This window comes from Sphingomonas mucosissima (assembly GCF_002197665.1).
In the GTDB taxonomy this organism is placed as follows: Bacteria; Pseudomonadota; Alphaproteobacteria; order Sphingomonadales; family Sphingomonadaceae; genus Sphingomonas; species Sphingomonas mucosissima.
Window position 1 is genome coordinate 1,328,996 of the sequence record NZ_NBBJ01000001.1, and the last position, 25,391, is coordinate 1,354,386.

Annotated in this window: 23 protein-coding genes, 1 tRNA gene and 1 pseudogene; 8 read left to right on the forward strand and 17 right to left on the reverse strand. The window is 63.5% G+C overall.

What is annotated here, in order from left to right; translation table 11 throughout:
- Positions 1-35: 35 nt before the first annotated feature.
- From SPMU_RS06350 to SPMU_RS06360, 3 genes are all read right to left on the reverse strand, one after another.
- Positions 36-1,907, reverse strand: a complete 1,872-nt coding sequence (locus tag SPMU_RS06350; protein ID WP_088333221.1) for a putative bifunctional diguanylate cyclase/phosphodiesterase — start codon at positions 1,905-1,907, stop codon at positions 36-38.
- A 107-nt stretch (positions 1,908-2,014) separates the two neighbouring features.
- Positions 2,015-2,908: an ROK family protein gene (locus SPMU_RS06355; protein ID WP_088332894.1), complete on the reverse strand. Its 894-nt coding sequence runs from the start codon at positions 2,906-2,908 to the stop codon at positions 2,015-2,017.
- Positions 2,908-3,348, reverse strand: coding sequence for a MarR family winged helix-turn-helix transcriptional regulator (locus SPMU_RS06360; RefSeq protein ID WP_088332896.1), 441 nt, complete (start codon positions 3,346-3,348; stop codon positions 2,908-2,910). The genes SPMU_RS06355 and SPMU_RS06360 overlap by 1 nt, the downstream gene beginning before the upstream one ends.
- A 78-nt stretch (positions 3,349-3,426) precedes the next feature.
- On the opposite strand from SPMU_RS06360, the gene hppD reads away from it, so the two are divergent.
- The 4 genes from hppD (at position 3,427) to SPMU_RS06380 (ending at position 6,950) form a co-directional block, all read left to right on the forward strand.
- Positions 3,427-4,464, forward strand: coding sequence for a 4-hydroxyphenylpyruvate dioxygenase (gene hppD, locus SPMU_RS06365; RefSeq protein ID WP_088332897.1), 1,038 nt, complete (start codon positions 3,427-3,429; stop codon positions 4,462-4,464).
- 177 nt (positions 4,465-4,641) lie between these two features.
- Positions 4,642-5,928, forward strand: a complete 1,287-nt coding sequence (hmgA, locus tag SPMU_RS06370; RefSeq protein WP_088332899.1) for a homogentisate 1,2-dioxygenase — start codon at positions 4,642-4,644, stop codon at positions 5,926-5,928.
- A gap of 26 nt (positions 5,929-5,954) precedes the next feature.
- A complete protein-coding gene (locus SPMU_RS06375; RefSeq protein WP_088332900.1) occupies positions 5,955-6,302 on the forward strand; it encodes a Rieske (2Fe-2S) protein in 348 nt (115 codons plus the stop codon).
- 9 nt (positions 6,303-6,311) lie between these two features.
- Positions 6,312-6,950 carry a DsbA family oxidoreductase gene (locus tag SPMU_RS06380; RefSeq protein ID WP_088332901.1) on the forward strand — a complete coding sequence of 213 codons (639 nt, stop codon included), beginning with the start codon at positions 6,312-6,314 and terminating at the stop codon, positions 6,948-6,950.
- A gap of 9 nt (positions 6,951-6,959) precedes the next feature.
- Here SPMU_RS06380 and SPMU_RS06385 read toward each other — a convergent pair whose 3' ends face one another.
- The 3 genes and pseudogenes from SPMU_RS06385 to SPMU_RS17535 form a co-directional block, all read right to left on the reverse strand.
- A complete protein-coding gene (locus SPMU_RS06385) occupies positions 6,960-7,580 on the reverse strand; it encodes a glutathione S-transferase family protein (RefSeq protein ID WP_088332902.1) in 621 nt (206 codons plus the stop codon).
- Positions 7,581-7,586: 6 nt separating this feature from the next.
- Positions 7,587-10,418, reverse strand: a complete 2,832-nt coding sequence (locus tag SPMU_RS06390; RefSeq protein WP_211275716.1) for an acetyl-CoA carboxylase family protein — start codon at positions 10,416-10,418, stop codon at positions 7,587-7,589.
- A 66-nt stretch (positions 10,419-10,484) separates the two neighbouring features.
- Positions 10,485-10,748, reverse strand: a pseudogene (locus SPMU_RS17535) (biotin carboxylase N-terminal domain-containing protein); the annotation flags it as partial.
- Between the two features lie 138 nt (positions 10,749-10,886).
- Here SPMU_RS17535 and SPMU_RS06395 point away from each other — a divergent pair.
- Positions 10,887-12,146 carry an MFS transporter gene (locus SPMU_RS06395; protein ID WP_088333222.1) on the forward strand — a complete coding sequence of 420 codons (1,260 nt, stop codon included), beginning with the start codon at positions 10,887-10,889 and terminating at the stop codon, positions 12,144-12,146.
- Here SPMU_RS06395 and SPMU_RS06400 read toward each other — a convergent pair.
- The 6 genes from SPMU_RS06400 to SPMU_RS06425 all read right to left on the reverse strand — a co-directional run bounded on the left by SPMU_RS06400 (position 12,133) and on the right by SPMU_RS06425 (position 17,830).
- A complete protein-coding gene (locus SPMU_RS06400) occupies positions 12,133-12,669 on the reverse strand; it encodes a (2Fe-2S)-binding protein (protein WP_088332904.1) in 537 nt (178 codons plus the stop codon). The genes SPMU_RS06395 and SPMU_RS06400 overlap by 14 nt on opposite strands.
- A gap of 6 nt (positions 12,670-12,675) precedes the next feature.
- Positions 12,676-13,800, reverse strand: a complete 1,125-nt coding sequence (locus SPMU_RS06405) for a CaiB/BaiF CoA transferase family protein (protein ID WP_211275717.1) — start codon at positions 13,798-13,800, stop codon at positions 12,676-12,678.
- A 203-nt stretch (positions 13,801-14,003) separates the two neighbouring features.
- Entirely contained in the window at positions 14,004-15,116 is a 1,113-nt protein-coding gene (locus SPMU_RS06410) for a CaiB/BaiF CoA transferase family protein (RefSeq protein ID WP_088332905.1), read from the reverse strand.
- 10 nt (positions 15,117-15,126) lie between these two features.
- Positions 15,127-16,311 (reverse strand): acyl-CoA dehydrogenase, encoded by a 1,185-nt coding sequence (locus SPMU_RS06415; protein ID WP_088332906.1) that lies wholly within the window; start codon positions 16,309-16,311, stop codon positions 15,127-15,129.
- Between the two features lie 161 nt (positions 16,312-16,472).
- Positions 16,473-16,817 (reverse strand): DUF6285 domain-containing protein, encoded by a 345-nt coding sequence (locus tag SPMU_RS06420; RefSeq protein ID WP_088332907.1) that lies wholly within the window; start codon positions 16,815-16,817, stop codon positions 16,473-16,475.
- Complete coding sequence (locus tag SPMU_RS06425; RefSeq protein WP_088332908.1) at positions 16,814-17,830, reverse strand: phosphotransferase family protein; 1,017 nt, start codon at positions 17,828-17,830, stop codon at positions 16,814-16,816. The genes SPMU_RS06420 and SPMU_RS06425 overlap by 4 nt, the downstream gene beginning before the upstream one ends.
- Positions 17,831-17,920: 90 nt before the next feature.
- Here SPMU_RS06425 and SPMU_RS06430 point away from each other — a divergent pair, with 90 nt between their 5' ends.
- From SPMU_RS06430 to SPMU_RS06440, 3 genes are all read left to right on the forward strand, one after another.
- Entirely contained in the window at positions 17,921-19,288 is a 1,368-nt protein-coding gene (locus SPMU_RS06430; RefSeq protein WP_088332909.1) for an acyl-CoA dehydrogenase family protein, read from the forward strand.
- 157 nt (positions 19,289-19,445) lie between these two features.
- Complete coding sequence (locus SPMU_RS06435; protein ID WP_088332910.1) at positions 19,446-20,441, forward strand: NAD(P)H-dependent flavin oxidoreductase; 996 nt, start codon at positions 19,446-19,448, stop codon at positions 20,439-20,441.
- 80 nt (positions 20,442-20,521) lie between these two features.
- Complete coding sequence (locus SPMU_RS06440) at positions 20,522-22,657, forward strand: histidine kinase dimerization/phosphoacceptor domain -containing protein (RefSeq protein WP_088332911.1); 2,136 nt, start codon at positions 20,522-20,524, stop codon at positions 22,655-22,657.
- A gap of 43 nt (positions 22,658-22,700) precedes the next feature.
- Here the strand turns inward: SPMU_RS06440 and SPMU_RS06445 are convergent, their stop codons facing one another.
- The 5 genes from SPMU_RS06445 to SPMU_RS17070 all read right to left on the reverse strand — a co-directional run bounded on the left by SPMU_RS06445 (position 22,701) and on the right by SPMU_RS17070 (position 25,336).
- The gene (locus SPMU_RS06445; protein WP_088332912.1) at positions 22,701-23,228 is read right to left on the reverse strand and encodes a biliverdin-producing heme oxygenase; all 528 of its coding nucleotides are present in this window, start codon (positions 23,226-23,228) and stop codon (positions 22,701-22,703) included.
- 46 nt (positions 23,229-23,274) lie between these two features.
- Positions 23,275-23,361 (reverse strand) — tRNA-Leu (locus tag SPMU_RS06450).
- Between the two features lie 117 nt (positions 23,362-23,478).
- Positions 23,479-23,850 (reverse strand): PilZ domain-containing protein, encoded by a 372-nt coding sequence (locus tag SPMU_RS06455; RefSeq protein ID WP_245832868.1) that lies wholly within the window; start codon positions 23,848-23,850, stop codon positions 23,479-23,481.
- A gap of 30 nt (positions 23,851-23,880) precedes the next feature.
- Positions 23,881-24,342, reverse strand: coding sequence for an RNA polymerase-binding protein DksA (gene dksA, locus SPMU_RS06460; protein ID WP_088332914.1), 462 nt, complete (start codon positions 24,340-24,342; stop codon positions 23,881-23,883).
- Positions 24,343-24,664: 322 nt separating this feature from the next.
- Entirely contained in the window at positions 24,665-25,336 is a 672-nt protein-coding gene (locus SPMU_RS17070; protein ID WP_211275718.1) for a hypothetical protein, read from the reverse strand.
- Between the last annotated feature and the right edge of the window lie 55 nt (positions 25,337-25,391).

Here is a 25,391-nt window from a genome sequence, read left to right on the forward strand (position 1 = left end):
CGGCCTTCGCTCCGCGAGCAGAACGAGCCGGCCAATCACGCTACCGCGTTCTGCAGCGCCGTTACCTGTCCGTCATCATCGCGCCTGACATAGCCCTCCTCGACAAGCGCCCGTGCGTCCTCAGCCCGCAGGGGATGAGAGAAGAGAAATCCCTGCAGGTGGCTGGCTCCAGCCGCACGCAGAAGGGCGACCTGTCCGTCCGTCTCCACACCCTCGGCAATCACCTCGAGCTTCAACGCCCGGCCCAGCTGCGTGATCGACCGCACGATAGCGGCTGATTCACGCTCGCGAACCATGCCGTCGATAAAGCTCCGATCTATCTTCAACGCGTCGAGCGGAAATTTGCGGACGTTGTAGAGGTTGGAATAACCGGTGCCGAAGTCGTCCAATGCCACACGGAAGCCCATCTGACGTAATCGATACAGCGTCTCCGCTGCCCGCTCCACATCATCGAAGAGTGCAGTTTCCGTGATTTCAATCTGAAGTCGGTGCGGCTCAATTCCGGCCCGCTGAACCAGCTCCATCACGTGACCAATAAAGTTTTGACGTCGGAACTGTCGGGGCGAAAAGTTGACGGAAACATATTGATCCGGCGAGTCTCTTGCCGACTCCAGAGCTTGGGTGAGCACCCATTCTCCGAGCTCATGGATTAGGTCCGATTCTTCAGCAATGGGGATGAAGACAGACGGGCTTATCGGCCCAAATTCATCGGTGTTCCAGCGGAGCAGCGCTTCGAAGCCAACGGTTTCGAAGGCGCCATTGGCGACGATCGGCTGAAACAGCATCTCCAATTCGCCCCGGGCAATAGACCTGCTCAGCCGATCTTGCACGGTGCGCCGGACCCTTATCCCCTCATCCATTCTGGTTTCGAACAGCCGCGCGACATTTCGTCCGCTGCGCTTCGCTTCATTCAGCGCCAGATCGGCTCTTCGCATCAGATCCAGCGGATCACGCTGATCGCTCTCATGCGCCACCACCACACCGGCCGAGACGGAGTTCTTCACGTCGTGCCCGAGAACGCGCATAGACACGCCACAGCCCGCAACGACCCGTTCGCACGCCATCACCGCCGCGTCATCACCAGCAGTGTCAAACAGGAGGCCGAATTCGTCCCCGGCCAAACGCGCCACCATTCCTCCTTCCGGAGCGAGGGACTGCAGCAACCGACAGGTTTCGCGCACGACCTCATCCCCTGTGACGTGGCCGAAGGAGTCGTTGATCAACCTAAAGCGGTCCAGGTCGACGGCGGCGATCGCGAACGTTCCCGGTCGCCGCGCACGTTCATTCAGGGCTTGCAGGAAGGCAAGTCGATTGGGCGCCTCGGTAAGGGGATCGTGGCTCGCAAGATGAAGTGCGCGGCTCTCGTTCGCGGCAAGCTCTGCAGCCTGCTCCTCAAGCAATACGATCTGGCGGGCCAATGCGGCGCGGATATTGGCGAGTTCCCGGTCGAGCTTCCAGCGCTTGCCAAGCGCCACAGCCGCTTGGGCAATCTCGCCATCATGGAACGGCCCGGCCAAGTAGAATACCTTGTCTGCCGGACCGGCAAGCGCCTGAATATCGCGCGGCGAAAAGTCCTGCGCGTCCCCGACCAGCACCAGGTTCAGCTCCGAGTCGACGCCCCGAAGTCGGGGGACAGTATCCTTGAGATCTGAGGCTGACGATACGCCGATGAAAGCCACCGAAAAGGGCGTATGATCTGCGATCGACCGCTCCACCTCTTCCAGAGAAGCGTCAACCGTGAAGTGATAGACACACTCCAGTCCGCCAAGCTCGGCATATAATTCCGGTCGATCAGAGTTCGTTTTTCCTAAAGCGTCTTGTGCATTTTCGTCTTGAGTAAGGAGATCGAAGCTTCTCCGATAGGCGTCATGCACCGCAAGATCTTCATCCACGATTAGCAGGCGCATCGACTTTCCCTCCATCAGCCCGGAAGAAGACGCCCGTAAATCGTTTATGAAAGGTAACGCGAAACGGTTAATGGGGTAATAAGCGCCGGCCCCATGCAGTTGGCGCCTCAATGCCCGGTCAGCGCCTGCTGACCAAGCACAATGGCGCCGAGTGGCCCTGCATTGTGGCCGAGCATCGCCGGCACAACAAACGTATCTACATCCTCGATTTCCGAGAGGGCGACATAGCCATTCAACGAACGACGGAGCGCCTGCCTGATCCGCGGCAAGAGGAACTGGCTGCCGACGATCACACCGCCGCCCACTACAATTCGCCGTGGCACACCCGTCAGTGTCACCGCGTGGAGCAATTGCGCGATCGCGTGCACCACGCCGTCCCAAGCAGGATGGTCCGAAGCCAAGTCCGCTCCCTTGATACCAGTTCGAGCAGCGATTGCAGGCCCGGAGGCAAGTCCCTCGACACAGGCCCCGTGAAAGGGGCAGCTGCCCAGCCAATCGTCGCCGGGAAGGCGCTGAGGCCGAATATGTCCAAGTTCGCTGTGGGTCAGGCCGTCCACGGCGCGACCGCGGCCGATCAAGCCCACTCCGACGCCGGTCCCTACTGTCACATAAGCGAGGTCCGCCAAGCCGGCAGCAGCGCCCCAGCGCGCCTCTCCCAGCGCAGCACCGATAACATCGCTGTGGAACCCGGCAGGGACGCCATATCGCGCGGCCAGTCGTTTGGCGAGGTCAGTGCCGGCCCACCCAGGCTTGGGCGTGGATGTGATAAAGCCGTAATCCGCCGCATGCCGATCGATCGACACCGGTCCGAAACTGGCGATACCGAGCGCCGCGACCCCCCTCCAGCCATCGATCACGCCCTCAATGGCTCTGAGAGTTTCCTCAGGTGAAACGGTAGGGATTTCCACCCGCTCCTGGATCGAATCTGGCCCTTGCGCGAGAATGGCGACGCACTTCGTTCCGCCAAGCTCAACGCCGGCAATTAGGGGTGCATCGGACATCAGGCCTCCAAAGCCGCCGCATCGATCCGCCGCAGCATGGTAACGAAACCATCCAGTTCCTGTTGGGTGAACCGTGAGAAGATCGTGCTCTCCAACTCAAGCGCCTTTGGGGCGACACTGGCGTACAGGTCCCTGCCAGCCGCCGTCAGCGACAGATGATGGGAACGCTTGTCGCCTGGGTTCGGGGCCCGCGCCAGCAAACCTCGTTCCACCAACGCGATCGCCGCCCGGCTGACGGTCACCTTGTCCATTCGCGTCCGTTCACCGATCTCCGCTTGGGTAATCGCTTCCACCTCCGCGATGACCGCTATCAAGCGCCATTCGGGAATGGTCAGCGCGAACAGCGATTCATAGATTCGGGCGACCCGTTCGCTGACGAGGTTGGACGTTATCGACAGCCGGTATGGCAGAAACCGGTCGAGCACGAGAGGGTTCGTCATGCGCGAAGTGGTAGCATTTGACACGGATGCCTCAAGCGGCGATGGTAGTAACAAATGTTACTGGATGAGGATACACTCATGTCGACCGATAATCCCTTGGGTCTCGACGGCTTCGAGTTCGTTGAGTTCACGTCTCCGGATCCGGACGCGATGGCCAAACAGTTTGAGCAGCTCGGCTTCGTACCGACCCATCGCCATCCCACGAAGAACATCACCCGCTACAAGCAGGGCCGCATCAACCTGATGCTGAACCGCGATGAAGCAGGGCGGGTGAAGCAGTTTCGGAACGAGCACGGCGCTTCCGCAAGCGCCATGGCATTTCGCGTCGCCGATCCGAAAAAAGCGCTTGAGTGGGCGATTGCTCACGGCGCCGAGCTTACGGAGGAGGACGACACCGTTATCAAGGGGATTGGTGGCTCCTACCTGTACTTCATTGCGGCAGACGCCGATCTTTATGAAGGGTGGGCTGAGTTCGACGGCTGGCGCGGGGCCGAGGAGAAGAACAACGTTGGTCTCGATCTTCTCGATCACCTGACCCACAACGTGCGCCGCGGCCAGATGCGCGTGTGGAGCCATTTCTACCGCACTCTCTTCAACTTCGAAGAGCAGAAGTATTTTGACATCAAAGGCAAGGCGACGGGCCTGTTCAGCCAGGCCATGATTGCTCCGGATAAAGCGATCCGAATCCCGCTCAATGAGAGCCAGGATGACAATTCGCAGATCGAGGAATTCATTCGTGAATATCAGGGTGAAGGCATCCAGCACCTTGCGCTGACGACCGATGACATCTTTGATACAGTTGAGCGCCTGCGCGCGCGCGGCGTTCGGCTGCAGGATACGATCGAGACCTATTACGAACTGGTCGACAAGCGCGTTCCCGGCCATGGCGAGGATCTTGAGCGACTGAAGAAGAACCGCATCCTGATCGACGGCTCGGTCGAGAACGGAGAAGGCATCCTGCTCCAGATCTTCACCGAGAATATGTTCGGCCCGATCTTCTTCGAAATCATTCAGCGCAAGGGCAATGAAGGCTTCGGGAACGGCAACTTTCAAGCTTTGTTCGAGTCAATCGAGCTCGACCAGATCCGGCGCGGCGTCATCAAGGTCGACGCGTAACGCCGACGGCGTCGGCCGAAGCTCCCGCCGTTCTATCAGGTGGCATTATGTGACCGCGGGCGCCGCGCCATGAAGATGTCCGAGAAGACCGATGACGTTCCACCACGACAAGGGCGGCAATCCGCTGAATTTCGCGTCGCGCGATTGTTCCGCGTTCGACGTAAGATGAGGGTTCAAATGTCTGGAAGTGCTGGCACTTACATACCTGGCTTCGGCAACCATGTCTCGACTGAGGCAGTGGCTGGCACCCTCCCGGTCGGACGCAACTCGCCGCAGCGCCCGGCCTTTGGCCTTTATGCGGAGCAACTCTCAGGCACGGCGTTCACCGCGCCGCGACATGAGAACCGCCGCTCGTGGCTCTATCGGCTGCGACCTTCCGCTGAGCATCCGCCATTCACAAAGTACGAGGGGGCGCCTCAGTTTGCCCGAGCCACCACGAGCGACCCCCTCGCTCCGAACCGGCTGCGCTGGGACCCACTCCCGCAGCGCGCCGGGGCTGACCTTGTTGACGGCATAACCACGATGCTCGTCAATCGAGATCCGGCTGATCTGGAAGGCGTCGCTCTCCACATCTACGCAGCGAACCGAAACATGGAACGCCGCGTCTTCGTCAACGCTGATGGAGAGTTGTTGTTTGTGCCGCAGGAAGGGCGGCTGGAACTGCTGACGGAGTTGGGCCGGGTGGTGGTTGCCCCGGGTCAGATCGCCTCGGTCCCCCGCGGGGTCCGCTTCCGCGCGTTGCTCCCGGATGGCGCCGCCCGGGGGTATGCTTTGGAAAACCAGGGCGCGATGTTTCGGCTGCCGGATCTCGGGCCCATCGGCGCAAACGGGCTTGCCAACCCGCGCGACTTCGAAACGCCCGTGGCATGGTTCGAAGATCGGGATGAACCGTTCGAAGTGATCCAGAAGTATATGGGCGTCCTGTGGCGCACCGAGCTGCATCATTCTCCCCTCGACGTGGTCGCGTGGCACGGCAATCTAGCGCCGTGGCGCTATGATCTTGCTCACTTCAACACGATCAATACGGTCAGCTTCGACCATCCCGATCCGTCGATCTTCACCGTTCTCACCAGCCCGAGCGACGTCCCTGGCCGCGCCAATGCTGATTTCGTCATCTTTCCGCCGCGCTGGATGGTGGCGGAGGATACGTTTAGGCCGCCATGGTTTCACCGGAACATCATGTCGGAGGCGATGGGACTCATCACCGGCGCTTACGATGCGAAGGCGGACGGCTTTCAGCCCGGTGGGCTGTCGCTCCACAATCTGCTGGCTGGACATGGTCCCGACAAGGCCAGTTGGGACGCAGCCACAAAGGCGGAGCTGAAGCCACATCGGCTCTCGGGCACCATGGCCTTTATGCTGGAAAGCTGCTGGCCGTACCGCCCCACCCTTTTTGCTTCGGAAAGCGCGCAGCCGGATTACGATGCGTGCTGGGCCGATTTCCCGAAGGCGCAGCTTCCTTGACCATCTTGCTTGACTGGCGGCTTTGAATGGAACGGCTCTTGTTGACGCCGGCCGGTATCTCATTAGGGCCGCTGGATCAGATCACTGACGGGGCGGCGCGAAGTTTCGTGATCGAAATGCGCGCGGGCCGTTTCCACGGCTTTGTCGTCCGGCGCGGGAACGCCGCCTTCGGCTATGTCGATCGTTGCCCCCATATGGGCCTGCCACTCGCGCAGAAGCTCGACCAATATGTTTCCGCAGGCCACATCACCTGCAGCTGGCACGGCGCGCTATTCGAGGTAACCTCGGGAGCGTGCGCCGGTGGTCCATGCCAGGGGACAGCCTTGACGCCATGGCCGGTCCGGGTGGAGGCTGGTGCGATACTGACGACATAGGAAGTCACCATGCGCACTTTGCGGCTCGACATCGTCTCCGACATCGTGTGCCCTTGGTGCTATATTGGCCTCGCAAACCTCGATAAAGCGCTGGATGCGCTCGCCGAAGCGGTGCTGGTGAATATCACGTTCCATCCTCTCCAGCTGAACCCCGGGCTTCCTCCTGAAGGAGAGCTTTCGTCGAACAATATCGCGCGGAAATACGGTATCACCCCTGAACAGGCCCGCTCCCGTGGCGGCGGTGTTCGCGCTGCGGCCGATGAGGCAGGGCTCTCGATGGCTGGTCGCCCTGACAGAGTATATGATACGTTCAGCGCTCATCGTCTGCTCGCTTGGGCGGGTGAATACGGGCGGCAGCGCGCACTGAAACACGCCCTCTTCGGTGCTTACTTCGAGCACGGCCTGAATATCTCAGATCATGCGGTGCTCGCCGACGCCGCCAAAGAAGCCGGCCTCGAGCGCAGCGCCGCTGAACTGGTCCTCACACGCGGGGACTTTGCGGCGCAGGTTCACGACGACGAAATCGAATGGCGATCCGAGGGGATCGCTTCTGTTCCCACGATGGTCGTTGATCGTGAATTCGTCATCAGTGGTGCGCAAACACCCAATCGTATAGAACGGGCGCTTCGCAGGCTGGCCGCGCGGTAAAACCGAGCCTCAGTTCGGCTTCTGCGCCGCCTTCGCGCGCGCGAAGCCTTCACGCTCCTTCAGGCGCACCCAGTACGACGCCACGGCGGGCGGAAAGCCATTGTCGATCTTCACGCTCTTCGCCAGCAGAAGCGCATAGCCGACGGATATATCGGCCATGGTGAAGCGCTGCGCCACCAGCCACTCGCGGTCCGCAAGCGCGCGCTCGACGTGACGAAGCCTTGAGTGGAACCACTGCGCATAATCATCCGCCGCTTGCGGGAGCCGTCGTTCGGGCGGCTCCAGCATGCGGTAGCGCAGCACCAGTGTCTGGGGGAAAGTAAGCGTCGCTTCGCCGAAGTGCAGCCAGTTCAACCATTCGCCATAGCTTGGCTCCTCAGGCGCAACGGCCAGCAAGGTCGGCCCGTACTTCACCGACAGATACTGGACGATGGCCGCCGACTCGGTCAGGCGAGTGTCGCCGTCGATCAGCAGAGGGATCGTGCCAAGTGGGTTGGCATCGAGGTAGGATGGTTCGCGGATCCGAGGCGGGAATGGCAGCAGGTGGAGCTTGTATGGGAGCTTCAGTTCCTCAAGGGCCCATAAAGCGCGGAAAGAACGCGCGTCAGCGCAATGGTACAGTTCGATCATCGTCCCTCACCAAGTGTCGATATAGCGGCCGGATCGCCGCGCCGGGGTGGATGCCAAGCCGCGCAGAAGCCATTTGCGCGTGTCCGCAGGATCGATCACGGCATCGATCTCTAGGAACTGCGCCACCGACACGGCTTTACCGCGCTCGTAGGAGTTGGCGACAAGCTGTTGATATCGTGCTTCCCGTTCCTTCGCGTCGGTGATCGCTTCAAGCTCCTTGCGGTAACCGAGGCGTACGGCGCCCTCCAGGCCCATGCCGCCAAACTCACCTGTCGGCCATGCCACGGTGAATGGCCCTGCATGGAGCGATCCTCCCGCCATGGCTTGTGCGCCCAGCCCATAAGCCTTCCGGATCACGACGGTGAATACCGGCACTGACAGGGCCGAGCCGACGATGAACATGCGGGCGCCGCGACGGATCGGCGCCGTCTTCTCCGCTTCCGGACCAACCATGAAGCCCGGTGTGTCGCAAAGCGATACGATGGGAATCCCGAATGCGTCGCAAAGTTGGAAGAACCGCGCCGCCTTATCCGAACCTTCCGCATCAACAGCGCCGGACAAGTAACGGCAATCGTTTGCAATCATGCCGATCGCTCGACCATTCAGCCGCGCCAAGCCAGTGATCATGCCCTTGGCATAACCGCCGCGAAGCTCGACAAAACTGCCCTTGTCGAACAGGCCGTCGATTACCTTGCGCATGTCGAACACGCGTAGGCGGTTTTCCGGTACGATATGCCGCAGCAGGCGCTGGTCGGCCGCATCGCCGCCACTTACTCGGCCTTGGAAGAAGGAGAGCAGCCGCCGTGCCAGATCCGTGGCGTCGGCCTCGTCTTCAGCAAGCACGTCGACCGCCCCGCTTTGCCAATGAACCTCGACGGGGCCGACTTGCTTTGGTGAATAAACGCCGAGCCCCCCGCCCTCGATCATGGCCGGCCCGCCAACGCCAATATGCGCATCCCGGGTGGCGATCGTGATGTCGCAACTACCGAAAAGAACGGCATTGCCCGCGAAAGCGTAACCGGAAGTGATGCCGATGCGCGGCGCCGTTCCTGATAGCGCCGCGAAGCTGCGGAATGTCGGCACGTCCAGTCCGGTCGCGCCTACCGAGTCCACGTCTCCCGGGCGGCCGCCGCCGCCTTCCGTGTAGAAGACGATCGGGAGCTTCAGGTCCGCAGCGATCCCAAGCAGCCGATCTGTCTTGCGATGATTGTTATACCCCTGCGTCCCGGCCAGAACCGTATAATCATAAGCCAGGCCCAGGCATTTGGCCGCATCCTCGCCATGATCGCCAGCATTGACCGTGCCGACACCGCCGATCATCCCGTCTGCTGGCGTGTTGCGCATCAGGTCGTCGAGGCTGCGCCGACGCCGCTGGGCCGCAATGGTGAGGGCGCCATATTCGATAAAACTATCGGGATCGAAGAGGTCGTCCAGGTTCTCACGAGCGCTGCGCTGATTTGTTCGCCGCCGCCGCTCCATCGCCTCCGGTCGGTTCTCGTCCAGCCCCAAGGCATGGCGGGCGTGAACTTCGGCCAGGTCGGTCCGGATCTTATCCAGGTCCAAGTTCTCAACGAGGGTCACGGCCACTTCCTCTTCGTCGGCGGGATCAAGGCTGAGGATTACGGCTCCCTCCTCGATCACACCGCCGAGCCGTGCGGCTATGGCGCGCACCACACCGCTGCGGGGCGCCACGATCGCATGCTGCATCTTCAGCGCTTCGATCGTGCCCACTTCCATGCCCGCTCGGACGCGATCACCTACGACGACATCGATTCCGACGACCACGCCAGACAGCGGCGCCACGATCGATTCCGCGTCAGCCGACGCGTGCGTCAGCGCAGGAGACGGAACAAGACTCGCTACGTTGCGGTCGAACCAGCCAGTGTCGATCTCCAGCTCAGCCACCTCTGGCCGGGCGAGCAATTCCGCGAGAAGCGGCAAATTGGTTGCGAGACCCTCGATATTGTATTCGGCAACGGCGCGTCGCGCACGCGCCAACGCGCCCTCCCAATCGGCGGCGTGCACAATCAGCTTGGCGATCAGCGCGTCAAAACGAGGGTTGGCGGCAAAGCCTGACTGAGCCGCGCCGTCGATGCGGATGCCCGGTCCACCCGGCGCACAAAGACGGCTGATCGTACCGCCAGATGCGCGTGGCACTCCGTCGTTCCCGATGGTTTCCGCATTGATCCGAAGCTGAACAGCCACCCCTCGTGGCTCCGGAACGGCGTCCGGCAGGGGCTCACCGCGCGCAAGCCGAAGCTGAAGCGCCACGAGGTCCAAACCTGTAACCTCCTCCGTTACCGTGTGCTCGACCTGCAGGCGAGGATTGACCTCAAGGAAGGCGAATGCGTCCGGGTGATCCGATGGAAAGTCACGATCCACCAGGAACTCGGCGGTCGCAAGACCAACGTAGCCGGTACCGTTCAGAAGCCGAATGGCGGCATCCTGAATGCGCTCAGACAATCCTGGGTCCAGCGCTTGCGCCGGTGCGATCTCGATTAGCTTTTGATGACGGCGTTGCAGCGTGCAGTCGCGCGTGCCGAGCGTCACGACTCGCCCCTGGGCGTCGCCGGCGAGTTGCACCTCGATGTGCCGGGCAGATGCGACGTAACGCTCCACCAGGACCTCTTCGGACCCGAACGCCGCCAGCGCCTCGGCGCCGGCAGCAGCCAATTGCGCGTTCAGCGTCAATCGATCGTGAACCACCCGAATACCGCGCCCGCCGCCGCCTGCGACAGCTTTGACGATAACCGGCCCGGAGACGTCGTCGCCCTCCGCCAACACCGGTACGCCGACCAAGCGCGCGTGGCGTTTCGCCGCGGCCTTGTCGCCGAACAAGCGCAGGAGATCCGCATCGGGGCCAATAAAAATGAGGCCGGCTTCCGCGCAGGCGTGCGCCAGTTCGGGGTTTTCGCTCAGAAACCCATACCCTGGGTGAACCGCCTCGCACTGCGCCGCCATCGCTGCAGCGATGATCTGCTCGACCGACAGATAGGCGCCCGCTCCTTCCCCGGTCAGCGCGACCGCACCGTCCGTCGCCGCGACATGCGGTGCGTCCCGGTCATCGGCGGAAAAAACGGCAACGGTTCTCAGGCTGAGCGATGCTGCCGTTCGAGCGATGCGGATGGCAATCTCGCCGCGGTTGGCGATTAGCAGGCTTTCGATGATGCCTCTCCCTCGTTTTCTACCTCTTTCAGGTCAGCCGCGTCGCGCATCAACCCCTTTCCTGCGACCCGCAGCTATGGCTAAGCCTTGGTGCCGACCACATCGGGGTGGATCATCGATCAGGTGAAGAATGATGTCAGCATGAACCCGCGCCTCAAATCGATCATCGGTGGCTCCACGGGCAATCTCGTCGAATGGTATGACTGGTACGCCTATGCCGCCTTTACGCTCTATTTCGCGCCGCACTTCTTCCCCGAGGGGGACCAGACTGCGCAGCTCTTGAGCGCGGCGGCGGTATTTGCTGTCGGTTTCGTGATGCGGCCGATCGGCGCCTGGGTCATGGGCGTCTATGCCGATCGGCGCGGTCGCAAGGCTGGCCTCACGCTCTCGGTCACGCTGATGTGCGCCGGCTCGTTCCTGATCGCGATCACGCCGGGCTACGAGACGATCGGCGTCTTCGCGCCGGCGTTGCTGGTCGTTGCTCGGCTGATGCAGGGGCTGTCGGTGGGCGGGGAATATGGCGCCAGCGCCACATATTTGTCGGAAATGGCTGGGCGTCATCGACGCGGTTTCTTCTCTAGCTTTCAATATGTTACGCTAATTGCGGGTCAGCTCACTGCGCTGCTCGTCCTCATTGTGCTGCAATCGATTATGAGCGAGGCCGCACTCGATGCCTGGGGCTGGCGCATCCCGTTTGCGGTCGGCGGCGTCTTGGCGATTGTCGTGTTCCGCATCCGCCGCGGCCTGGCCGAGACGGAAAGCTTCAAGCGTGCGGAAGGGCCAAAGTCGGGTTTCTGGACGCTCATCACCCATCATCCGCGCGAGACCGTGACGGTGATGCTGCTCACCGCCGGTGGCACGCTCGCCTTCTATGCTTACTCGATCTACATGCAGAAATTCTTGGTCAACACCAGCGGCTTCGATCGCCAAACGGCGAGCCAGATCAACGCCGCGACGCTTTTCATTTTCATGTGTTTGCAGCCACTTGCCGGTGGACTTAGCGATCGCGTCGGAAGAAAGCCGCTGATGGTCGGCTTCGGGATTTTGGGAGTGCTCGCGACCTATCCCATCTTCGCCGCGCTGGAGACAGTGCGCAGCCCGTTGGTCGCCGGATTGCTGGTGATGGCGGCGCTGGTGATCGTTACTGGCTACACCTCGATCAACGCCGTGGTGAAGGCGGAGCTGTTTCCCGCCAATATTCGGGCGCTGGGCGTGGCCCTGCCCTATGCGCTGGCGAACACGGTCTTTGGCGGCACCGCGGAATATGTCGCCTTGTCGTTCAAGAACGCGGGCTGGGAGCGCGGATTTTACTGGTATGTCAGTGCGATGATCGCGATATCTCTCATCGTTTATATTCGCATGCGTGACACGCGCATGACGAGCCGGATCACCGAGGACTGAGCGCCGGCACGCTGCGCGCGGCCTCTGCCGGGTCGATGCCCGGACGCGGGACGGCGGGCAATGTCTCGTCGCCGCGGGCCGCCCGAGCGGCTCGTTGAATCGCCTCGACAAGCCGTGGATAGATGCCGCAGCGGCAAACATTGGTGATCGCCTGGCGAATCTTGGCCTCGGACGGGTCACGATCGGCCTTGATCAAGACCGCTGCGGCCATCACGATCCCGGGGATGCAATAGCCGCACTGGACGACGTTGCCGGCCAGCAGCGCCGCCTGCACGGGATGCGCCCGGTCGCGCGACAGCCCCTCGACCGTGGTGACGAAGCTCCCCTCCACTTGCGCCAGCGTCACCTGGCAGGAGCGAACGGCGCGCCCGTCGACGTCGACGGTGCACGCCCCGCAACTCCCCGTGCCGCAGCCGTATTTGGCGCCCGTCAGGTTGGACGCGTCGCGGAGCGCCCACAGCAGCGGCGTGGCCGGGTCGAGGCGATATTCGATCGCCTCGTTGTTCACGGTGAGTCTCGGCATCGCGGCTCAATAGCCGAGCGCGGCGACCTCCGCATCATCGAAGCCGAGGCTGCGTAGTACCGCCGCATCCTGCCGCTCGCCACCAAGCGTCGGCGCCACCGTCCCGCTCTTCGAATAGCGCGGCGCCGGCGCCGGCTGCTTGATCCCGTTCACCTCGGTGAAGGTGCCGCGCGCCTGGTTGTGCGCGTCGTTATAGGCGTCGTCGAAGCCAAGCACCGGCGCGAAGCACACGTCATGGCCCTTGAACGCGGCAACCCATTCGTCCCGCGACTTGGTCTTGAACAGCGCGGTCAGCTCGTCCTTCAGCGCCGGCCATTGGCGGGCGTCCATCTGCGCGGCCCATTTGTCGTCGCTGAGGCCCATGACGGTGCGGAACTCGGCGTAGAATTGCGGCTCGATCGCGCCGAGCGAGATGAACTTGCCATCGCTCGTCTCATAGGTGTCGTAGAAATGCGCGGCGGTATCGAGCAAATTGGTGCCGCGCTCGTCGCTCCACCGCCCCATGCCGCGGAAGCCCCACATCATCGTCATCAGCACCGCGGAACCATCGGTCATCGCGGCATCGACCACCTGCCCCTCCCCGGTTCGCGCGGCATGGAGGAGCGCGGCGAGCATGCCATACGCCAAGAACATGCCGCCGCCGCCGAAGTCACCCACCATGTTGATCGGCGGCGTCGGCTTCTCGCCCTTGCGCCCGAAGGCGTGGAGGGCGCCCGAGATCGCGATATAATTGATGTCGTGGCCCGGCTCCGGCGCCATCGGGCCATATTGGCCCCAGCCGGTCATGCGGCCGTAGACGAGCTTCGGATTGTCCGCGAGCAGCAAGTCCGGACCGAGGCCCAGCCGCTCCATCACGCCCGGGCGATAGCCCTCGATGATCGCGTCCGCGCCCTTCACGATCTTGCGCACCGCCTCGATCGCCTTGGGGTTCTTCAGGTCCATGCCGATCGATTTGCGGCTGCGCAGCAGCGGGTCCTTGCTGTCGATCGAAATGCCGCTGCCACCCTTCACCGGGCGGTCGATCCGGATCACTTCCGCGCCATGGTCCGCCAGCATCATGCCGGCAAACGGGCCGGGGCCGATCCCGGCGAACTCAACGATACGGATGCCGGCGAGGGGCGCGTTGCTCACGATGTGTCTCTCCCGATTGATTTGACGGGAGGCGTATCGCGGCAGAACGGCGAGCACAACAAAAGTTATGCTGACCCGATACCAGCCACGGCCGGTCGTTATTTCTGCGAAGGCGGGAATTCATAGCCGGCACCGCCGCCGCTCCATCGCCGAAGCTGCGTATATGGATCCCCGCCTCCGCGGGGATAACGAAGATGGTGGAGTTAACCGCGAACGAGCGGCGGCGCGCCCTTGTCCAGCGCCAGATCCGCGCCGGTGAACTGGATCGGCGTGCGCAGCCCGGCGATCGGCAGCGTCTCGTTCATCGGCAGCACCATGCCGCGCGCCTGCACCTGCGGATCGTTCAGCGCCTGCTCGACGGTGTTGATCGGACCCGCGGGCACCCCGGCCACCTCCAGCCTTGCGAGCAGATCGTCGCGCGTAAAGGTGCGGCAGCGCTCCTCGATCAACGCAAACAAGGGCGTGCGATGCTCGATCCGGCCTGCGTTGGTGTCCCAACGCGGATCCGGCCCGATCCCGACGATCGCGGCGAAGCGGTGATATTGCGCGTCATTGCCCACAGCCAGGATGAACCAGCCGTCGCTGGTCGGGAACACGGCATAAGGGCTGACGTTCGCATGGGCATTGCCCATCCGCGCTGGGTTCTCCCCGCTCGCAAAGTAATTCGCCGCCTGGTTCGCCAGCACGCCGACCATCGTGTCGAGCAGGGCGCAATCGACCTGCTGCCCGCGCCCGGTGCGGGCGCGCATCATCAGCGCTGCCTGGATGCCGATCGTCGCATAGAGCCCGGTCATGATGTCGGCGAAGGCCACGCCGATCTTCTGCGGTGCGCCGTCCGGCTCCCCCGTCAGCGACATGATGCCGCCCATCCCCTGGATGATGAAATCATAACCGGCGCGGTGGGCATAAGGCCCGGTCTGGCCGAAGCCGGTGATGGAGCAATAAACGAGCCGCGGATGATCGGGCGCCAAGCTCGCATAATCGAGCCCGTATTTGGCGAGCCCGCCGACCTTAAAATTTTCGATCACCACGTCGGCGTCGGCGATCAGCGCCTTCACCCGAGCGACATCCTCCGGCTTGGTGAAGTCGGCTACGACGCTCGTCTTGCCGCGGTTGCACGCATGGTAATAAGCGGCTGCCCGGTCGCCATCATGCTCCACGAACGGGGGGCCCCAGGTGCGTGTGTCGTCGCCCGCGGGGCTCTGTACCTTGATCACCTCGGCGCCGAGATCGGCCAGGATCTGCCCCGCCCAGGGCCCGGCAAGGATGCGGGCAAGCTCGACGACCTTGATGCCCTTGAGCGGGGTTTCCTTCATCTGCCGGCGCTCAGAACGCGGCGATGCCGGTGATCGCGCGGCCGAGGATCAGCGCGTGGACGTCATGCGCGCCCTCATAGGTATTCACCGTTTCAAGGTTCATCACGTGGCGCATCACCTGGTATTCGCCCGAAATGCCGTTGCCGCCGTGCATGTCACGCGACACGCGGGCGATATCCAGCGCCTTGCCGACATTGTTGCGCTTCACGATCGAAACCATTTCCGGCGCGAACCGGCCCTCGTCCATCAGCCGGCCGACGCGCAATGACGCCTGAAGGCCGAGCGCGATCTCGGTTTGCATGTCGGCAAGCTTCTTCTGATACAACTGCCGGCCCGCAAGCGGGGTGCCGAACTGCTGGCGATCGAGGCCATATTGCCGCGCGGCGTGCATGCAGAATTCAGCGGCACCGAGCGCCCCCCAGCTGATGCCGTAGCGCGCGCGGTTGAGGCAGCCAAACGGTCCTTTCAGCCCCTGCACCTCGGGCAGCAGCGCGTCCTCGCCGACCTCGACATCCTCCAGCACGATCATGCCGGTGATCGATGCGCGCAAGCTGAGCTTGCCCTCGATCTTGGGCGCGGACAGCCCCTTCATGCCCTTTTCGAGAACGAAGCCACGGATGCCGCCGCCATGCGCATCGCTCTTCGCCCAAACCACGAAGACGTCGGCGATCGGCGAATTGCTGATCCACGTCTTGGCGCCGTTCAGGACATAGCCGCCGTCGGTCTTCACCGCGCGGGTCTTCATGCCGCCGGGGTCGGAGCCGGCGTCGGGCTCGGTCAGGCCGAAGCAGCCGATCCACTCACCGCTGGCGAGCTTGGGCAGATACTTCCGCTTCTGCTCTTCCGAGCCATAAGCATGGATCGGATACATCACGAGGCTCGACTGGACGCTCATCATCGAGCGGTAGCCCGAGTCGATCCGCTCCACTTCGCGCGCGACCAGGCCGTAGGCCACGTAGGAGGCGCCAACGCCGCCATATTCTTCCGGGATCGTCGGGCCGAGCAAGCCGAGCTCACCCATCTCGCGGAAGATCGCAGGGTCGGTATGCTCGTTCGCAAATGCGTCGATGATGCGCGGCGCCAGCTTCTCCTGCGCATAGGCGCGCGCCGTGTCGCGCACCATCCGCTCGTCCTCGCTCAGTTGCTCGTCAAGCAGGAAGGGATCAGCCCAATCGAACGCGCCCATGCCGGCCATGTCATCACTCCATCGAAGATCAGGAGCGAAGACGCCCCCACCGGCCCGTTCGTGCTGAGCTTGTCAAAGCACGGGCAAGCAGCGCTGCGCGTGGTGACACGTCCTTCGACAGTCTCAGGGCGAACGGGTGTTTGTGGAGCGGCTATAGCGGCTTGCGCGGATCAGCCAAGCGTATGGGCGTACTTCGGCTGGTCAATCGCGATGGTATCGAGCGCCGCCGCCTTGAGGTGCGCAACCAGTGCGGGATCATCGGGCGCGATCGTCCCGCTGCGGATCGCTTCGACCAGCGCCGCGTCCAGCTCCACGCGCGTGCCGTCCCGGCCAAGCAGCGCGCGCATCCGCACCACCGCGCGCGCATCGGCGGCGGGGCTCAGCGCCATGTCGCGCGCCGCGATCTCCAGCGCGTTACGGGCGACTCGCAGACCGAAGACGCTGGCGCTGCCATCGACCGGCAGCCATTGCGCGACGCCCGCCACCAGTTCCTGCGCCGTGGGGTGCGTGATCATGCCGCGTTCCTCTCGATGATCGCCACGATGTCGGCTTCCGTCTCGGACAGGCGCCGCCCGATCACGCCGCGCTCGGGCCCGGCGCTCGGATCGGAGGCGAAGCTGGCGTACATGCCCATCGTCATCACGCCCCATTTGAGGCTGCCGAGCATGGACCAGAAATCGACTCGCGCCGCGCTGATCGGCTCGCCGCCCGCCTCGGCATAGCCGTCGAGCAGGTCCTGCACGTCGCCGAACCCGCCGACGTAGCGATCGGGCCGGCCGAACTTCCAGCTGTTGGTGCACAGCCACCCCATGTCCTCCGCCGGGTCGCCGACATGCACCAGCTCCCAGTCGAGCACCGCGACCAGCCCCTCGTCGGGATCGACCATGATGTTGCCGTTGCGGAAGTCGCCATGGACGAAGCGTGACGTCACCTTCTCCTTGGGCAGGCGCTTTTCCAGCCAGCGGAACGCCGCTTCGATCGTCGGCCGCACCGCCCCGGTAGCGCGCCACGTCGCCTCGTAATTCGCGAGCGTCGTTGCGGCGTCGGTCTGGTCCAGGCCTGATAGCGGCTCAACCGAGTGGATGCGGGCGAGCGCCGCGCCGCATTGCCGCGCGAGCTTGCCGCGGGCCGGCTCGAAGGCGGGATCGCTGGTGATCTTCTTGCCCAGAGTCTCGCCGGCGACGCGGTGCATGACATAGGCTTCGTCCAGCCCGTCCGCCTCCTCGTCGCACACATAGGTGACGATCGGCGCCGGCACCCCCTCCTCCGCGGCGCGGGCGATCGCCTCCGCCTCGCGCCGCAGCGGTGGTTTCGAGACGGCGGAATATTCCACTACGCGCGTCCGTCGCCGCAGGATCAGCGGGGTCTTCACCTCGCCCTCGCCCACCACGTCGAACGCCCATGTCTCCATGCTCGCGCCGCCGGTCAGCCGTACCAGATTCTCGACCCGCTCAGCCCCCGGGGCCATGCGCGGTGCCAGCGCGGACAGCCGCCGCGCCAACTCGTCTTTCGAAAGCCTCTCCGCCATCGCACCTCGGCTTGTTTGATTTAGGGGCTTTAAAATCTCTGCCGGGCCGCTACGCAAGTTAAAAGAGTCGACTTAATTCGGGAGAGGGCCATGGATTTCGGTTTGCCGCAGGATCTGCTCGACTATTTGAAGGAGCTGGACGCGTTCATCGAGGCGGAGATCAAGCCGCTTGAGGATGCCGACGATAACGTCCGCTTCTTCGACCACCGCCGCGAATATGCGCGGACCGATTTCGAGGCCGGGGGGCTCCCGCGGCACGAATGGGAAGAGTTGATGCGGGAGGCTAAGCGCCGCGCCGACAAGGCGGGGCATCTGCGCTTCGCCATGGACCCCAAGTTCGGCGGCAAGGGCGGGTCTAACCTGTGGATGTGCGTCATCCGCGAATATCTCGCCGCCAAGGGCCTCGGCCTTCACAACGATCTGCAGACGGAGCATTCGATCGTCGCCAACAACCCCTTCGCCAAGATGTTCGACGATTTCGGCACCGAGGAGCAGAAGGAAGAATTCATCACCGGCACGTTGAACGGCACCCGCCGGGTGACCTTTGGCCTGACCGAACCGTATCACGGCTCCGACGCGACCCACATGGAAACGCGCGCGGTGCCGGAACCGCGCAATGGCGTGCCCGGCTACGTCATCAACGGCGAGAAGATGTGGACGACGGGGATGCACGTCGCGACGCATTGCGCATTGTTCGCCCGCACCAGCGGCGATGCCGGCGCGGCCAAGGGCATTACCTGCTTCCTAGTGCCGACCGACGACGAAGGCGTCCAGATCGAGGAATATCTCTGGACCTTCAACATGCCGACCGATCACCCGCGCGTCAGCTTCAAGGACGTGTGGGTGCCGGAAACGACGATCTTCGGCGATCCGGAAAATGGCCTGCCCGTCGCCCAGGCCTTCGTGCACGAGAACCGCATCCGCCAGGCAGCTTCATCGCTGGGCGCGGCGACCTATTGCATCGAGGAATCGATCCGTTACGCGCGGCAGCGCAAGCCCTTCGGCGAAGATCTCGCGCGCAACCAGGCGATCCAGTTCCCGCTGGTCGAGCTCGCCACCCAGGCCGAGATGCTGCGACTGCTGATCCGCAAGACGGCGTGGGAAATGGATCAGATGCCGCACCATGAGGTGGAAAAGCGCCTCTCGGACAAGGTGTCGATGTGCAATTACTGGGGCAATCGCCTCTGCTGCGAGGCGGCGGATCGCGCGATGCAGGTCCATGGTGGCATCGGCTACTCGCGCCACAAGGCGTTCGAGCACATCTATCGCCACCACCGCCGCTATCGCATCACCGAAGGCGCGGAGGAGATCCAGATGCGCAAGGTCGCCGCGTTCCTGTTCGGCTACCTCGGGCCCCGGCGGCAGGAGTTCAAGGAACTCGACTGGAACGACGTAGACTATCGCAACAGCCAGATCCGCCCGCGCTCGGGCAAGCAGGCGCTCGGCAGCGTCTTCTGATAGCTGACATCGCCGCCGCCACGGAGCTTGCTGAAGCTCCAGCGGCGGAGGACAGATCGAGGCGGATGCGAGACAGACCAGGCTTGCGACGCCACATTGATCGGCATAACATCTGTTACGTTACCCCGCCGACAACGGCGGCTCTGGGGAGAGGGAAATGCTCAAGACACGGTTCACCGAAGCGTTCGGCGTGGAATATCCGATTGCGCAGGGCGGCATGCAGTGGGTCGGCAAGGCCAAGCTCGTCGCCGCTGTTGCCAACGCCGGCGCACTCGGCTTCGTCACCGCGCTGACCCAGCCAACGCCGGAGGAACTGGCGAAGGAGATCCAGCGCACCAAGGATCTCACCGACAAGCCGTTCGGCGTGAACCTGACGATCCTGCCCACCATCACGCCCCCGCCCTATGCCGAGTATCGCCGCGCGATCATCGAAGGCGGGATCAAGGTGGTCGAAACCGCGGGCTACAAGCCGCAGGAGCATATCGACGATTTCAAGGCGCACGGGATCAAGGTGATCCACAAGTGCACCGCCGTTCGCCACGCCGCCTCGGCCGAGCGGATGGGTGCGGACGCAATCTCCATTGACGGCTTTGAATGTGCCGGTCACCCGGGCGAGGACGACATCCCCGGCCTGATCCTGATCCCGGCCGCCGCGAACAAGATCAAGGTGCCGATGCTCGCCTCGGGCGGGTTCGGCGATGGCCGCGGCCTCGTCGCCGCCCTCGCGCTAGGCGCGGACGGCATCAACATGGGTACGCGCTTCTGCGTCACCCAGGAGGCCGAGATCGCGGACAGCTTCAAGCAGCAGATGGTCGAGAATGACGAGCGCGCCACGGACCTCATCTTCCGCACGCTGCACAACACGGCGCGGGTAATGAAGAACAAGGTCAGCCAGGAAGTGGTCGCGATCGAACGCGCCGGGAACGCCAAGTTCGAAGACGTCCAGCACCTCGTTGCCGGTGCCCGCGGCCGTTCGGCCATGGAGCGCGGCGACACGGATGATGGCATCTGGTCGGCCGGGATGGTGCAGGGCCTGATCAACGACGTTCCGACCGTGAAGGAACTCGTTGATCGCATCGTCGCCGAGGCGGAAGAGATCATCGAAGGGCGTCTGCAATCGATGATCAGCCGCTACGCCGAAGCCGCCGAGTGAACGACTGCCCATACATCAAGTAGTTGCGCGGCACGTTCATCTGGGCCATGCCCCTCCCTCAGTCGCACTGAAGGAGGTCTATGGCTGGCCTGAATGAGCGGGCCGCGCCCGACCTGACCGAATGCGATCGCGAACCGATTCATGTTCCGGGCGCGATCCAGCCCCATGGATTGCTGCTGGTCGCAGATCACAGCGACCTTCGGGTGGAAGCCGGCGCAGGCGCGCTGGAAGAGGCTTTCGGCCCCGAGTGGCGTGGCGCGTCGCTCTCCGATTTGCTTTCTCAGGATATAGCTGAGCGGCTGGATTCGCCGATCGCTGGCCCTGGAGGGTCGATCCGCGGAGCGCCCCTCGAATTACACGGCCAGACGTTTGACGTAACGCTTCACCGCACGAGCGATCATGTCGTCGCAGAGCTTGAGCCCGCATCGGAAGACCCGCTTCTTGCCGGAGAAATGCTCGGCTGGATGGACGCGATCGCTGCCGGCTTCGAACGGGCACCGAACCTCCAAACGCTTTGCGCCCGCGCCGCGGTGGCGTTTCGCACACTAACCGGCTTCGACCGCGTGATGGTTTATCGCTTTCTGGACGATGACGCTGGGCGTGTCGTGGCGGAAGCCCGTGATCCGTCGCTGGACAGCTTCATGCACCATCACTTCCCGGCGGCCGACATACCGCGCCAGGCGCGTGCCTTGTACGTTCGGAACCGCGCGCGCGTTATCCCGGACGTCGGCTACGTGCCAGCGCCGCTGCGCCCCGCAGGGTACCAGTCTCTCGACCTCAGCGACGTGTCGATGCGAAGCGTGTCGCCGATCCACATTCAATATCTGCGGAATATGGGTGTCGGTGCGTCCGGTTCGATCTCGATCGTCAAGGACGGCATGCTCTGGGGGCTGATCGCTTGCCATCATCATACGGCCAAGACGATGCCGCTGGATGTTCGCCTTGCGGCCGCGGCCCTTGCCGGCGGCCTTGCCCGGCAGATCCGTGCGCGCGAGGAGGCCGAAAGCTATCGCGAGCGGCTGTCGCTTCGTGCTGCGGAGGATTCGCTCGTCCCCGCGTTCAAGCCGCCGCTGACCCGTGCGGTCGCCAGCCGGCACGATGAGCTTCAGCGCATGATGGATAGCGATGGCGTGGCGGTGATCCATCCCGGCGGGATTGATCGTTATGGCCGCTGTCCTGACGAAGAAGACATCAGAAGCATCGGCAATTGGCTCGCCGAGCGGAATACAACCGACGCTTTCGCGACCCACCACCTAGCAGGCCACCTGCACTCGGCATCAAGCTTTCCGGACAAGGCCAGCGGGATCATGGCCCTGCCCGTGCCCGAAGAGCAAGCGATCCTGCTGTGGTTTCGCGCGGAGCAGGTCGAGGAAATCGAATGGGCCGGCAATCCGCACAAGGGCGTCGAGCATGATCCCGCTGCCATATTGACGCCGCGCACGTCGTTCGAAACCTGGCGGGAAACCGTGCGGTGCCGATCGCGGCGCTGGACCTTGGAGCAGACCGAGTCGGCCCACCGGCTGCGCCGCGCCTTGCATTCGGCGAGTGAAGCGCGCGAGCGGCAGCGCCTGTTCCAGGAGTTGGAACGCGCCGTTGCCGAGAAGGACCTGACATTGGCACAGAAGGACGTGCTGATGAAGGAAGTGGATCATCGCGTTCAGAACAGCCTGCAATTGGTGTCCGCCTTTTTGTCACTGCAGGCACGCGAAGCGGGGCCCGGTCCCGTCAACGATCAGTTGATCGAGGCCAGGTCTCGGCTGTCGTCCGTGGCGCTTGTGCATCGCCGCCTTTACCGCGACGACCAGATCGAGACGATAGACCTGGCGCGGTATCTCGACGAGTTGATCGGCGACCTGAAGGGCTCGCTTGGCAATGAGTGGTCATCTCAGATGACGGTTGATCTCACGCCCATGCTCATCCCGACCGACCGGGCGATCAGCATCGGCCTGATCGCGTCCGAACTCGTCATCAATGCCACCAAATATGCCTATGGTGGCGCCTCCGGGCCGATCGACATTGCCCTTGAGCAACATCGGAATCGGTTCCGCTTGATCGTGGCCGACCAGGGCACAGGCATCACGGGCGAGCGTCGCGGCTTTGGCAGTCGCATGATGCAGGCGGTCATGGCGCGGCTCGGTGGGACGCTTGATCATGCGGACAACAGTCCTGGTCTTCGCGCGATCCTGACGGCGCCGATCGAGGACAAGCCGCGCTGACCGCTGCTGCTATACGGGTTGGTGTCCCGGGGCGCCGGGCGCTCTAACTCGCTTGGCGGATGGGCTCGGGCGCGCTGGCAGCCTCATAGAGGTCGAACGTTGCCCGCGCCCCGGCAACCATCTGGCTCAGCCAATCCTCGTCGCGATCCACCGCGGCAGCATCGATGGCTTGGCGGATCGCGCGCCACTCACCGGGTTGGTGCACAGCCGACAGATAGGCCGCCGGCAACCCAGGCCCGACACGCTTCGCCAGAAGGCCACCGCCCAAGCGCGATCCTTCGACCACATAGAGCGCGCCCCAATGTTCCGGGGCCGGATTACTGTCGGTGCTTATTGGCAAGGTTGCCGCGACGCCTAATGCCCGAAGGTCGGCCTCCAGCAGCGGGGCACGGCGGCGCAGCGCCGGCCAGATCGCCGCCGCCCGCGATTCCGCCTCGGGGAGCGCGCGCGCATGTGCTTCCAGAAAGCGGCGGTAGGAAACCGGATCGGCGAGATCGTTGATGCCGAAAACCGAATCCACCGCTTCGTGAGAAGCTGCGGTCCTCGCGCGAAGCAGGGCAATTGCTGACATGGCGGGATCGATGCCCCATCAGCACCAGGGCGTCGAGCCCAAGCTTTGGTACGGGTGGTCGGACTCGAACCGACAATCTGTTGCCAGAGGCGGATTTTGAGTCCGCTGCGTCTACCAATTCCGCCACACCCGCGTGATGGGAAGCGCGCATTGGCACAAACTGGCCCTGCCCGTCCAGCCCGCACGATGCGCTAACATCCGGTTCGTTGTGGCGACTCTATCCGAGATGCGGCGCGGCGCGCCGGCTTGCCTAGTCCGCGTTGCCCAGCGGTACGGGTTTGCGCGCCAGCTGTGGATCAATGGGCTTGTCAAAGGCGATCCCGGCGCGCCCTTCGACCTGCCAGGCGACCCGGCCCGATATCCACCCCAGACCACCCAACTCGATCTGAACCACCGAATCAGGCGTCACCGGCTCCGGTAATTCCGCCATCAGCCCGCCGCTCGACAAATTGCGAACGCGCACTGTTGCTTCCACCTCGGAGCCGGCGACCTTCAGGCGGGCCGAAAGCGAGAGGCTATCGCGGCCTCGGCCGTCAGCGCCCGCACCGGCGGTGTTCGAGAGAGCGCTGTCGGCGGCCGGATCCATGCTCGTCAAAATACGTCTCAATTCTTGCCGAATCACGAACAAGCGCGGCGGCTCGTTCGTGCCGGATCAGTCTTCGCGCGAAATCTTCTCGTTTCGCTCGTGGCGCTCCTGCGCCTCCACGGTCATGGTCGCAATCGGTCGTGCCTCAAGCCGCCCCAGGCTGATCGGCTCGCCGGTCACTTCACAATAACCGTATTCGCCTTCGTCGATGCGGCGCAACGCCGCTTCGATCTTCCCGATGAGCTTGCGCTGACGATCGCGCGTGCGCAGCTCGATCGACCAGTCGGTCTCGCTGGAAGCCCGATCATTGAGATCGGACTCGCGCAGCGAATCGATCTGCAATTGCGACAATGTGCCAAGCGACTCCCGAAGAATGGCATCTTTCCAGGCCAAGAGCTTGGCGCGGAAATATTCCTTCTGCCGGGGGTTCATGAAGGGCTCGTCCGGATGCGGACGATAACCGTCATCATTGGCCGCCCCCAGATCTTCTGGTGTTGCCTGATCCACGCGATTGTAAGCCGTCGCCATCAACCCGTCTCCCCGCCCGCGTCAGGGGTGGCATGTGCACCCCCGGATCCCGTGGCGCGCCTATAAACGCCGACCCGGAAACTCACAAGCATTCGCGGACGTGGCGCGCTAGGTAATCATTGCTTCATTGCACGACCGTGAACATAAGCGCCGTTTCAAGATGTCCCGGCATGGCACGTTAAGGTAGAAAAGGTGGGCGCGGCGCCAAAAGGCGCCGAAAAACGTCCCTGCCGATGGTCATTGGAGTTGAGTTTAAGTGTTTGTTCTGCACGGTGGTGGCAAGCAAACGCTGAAGAATACACAGGGCGGCACAAGGTGCGGCTCAAGAATGAGAGAGTGACATCATGTCGGTGCGGATGGCTTTGGCGAAACTCTGCGCGTGCACCGTTGGCGGTGCCGTGATCGGCGGCGGCGCGGTACATGTCGCGCAGACGCAGCAGCCGCGTAGTTCCTTTACAAAGGTGGCAAAGGTCGCGCCGAAGCAGCGCATCGTGAAGCGCACACCCGCCCGCCGGACGCCGGTGCGCCGTGTTGTTGCAGCCACGCCGGCGGCCTGCGCGCCGACGGTGGTGACGGTAGCGGCGCAGGCCGCCCCCATCCCCGTGCCGCTCCCCCAAGCGCCCGCGTTCGCCAGTGGCGGCGGAGACGTGGCACCCATCGTGGGTGGCGGCTGGGGCGGTGGCGTCGGCGGCGGCGGGTTCTTCGCTGGTGGCTTCTTCGGCGGATCGGGCGGCGTCGGCGGATCGAGCGGGCTCGTGATCTCGTCGACCTCGAGCTCGAGCGGCGGCTCCACGTCCACGGGTGGATCTTCGACGTCGACTGGCGGGTCTTCCACCTCCACGGGTGGGGTCTCCACGTCGACTGGTGGATCATCGACGTCGACGTCTACGGGCGGAGTCTCGACTTCGACCGGCGGGTCTTCGACCTCTACCTCAACCGGTGGATCCTCGACATCGTCGTCGACGTCTTCGTCCACCTCGACATCGTCATCCACGTCCAGCTCGTCCTATGGTTCGTCGTCCAAGGGCTGGAGCTCGAATGGCGGGCAT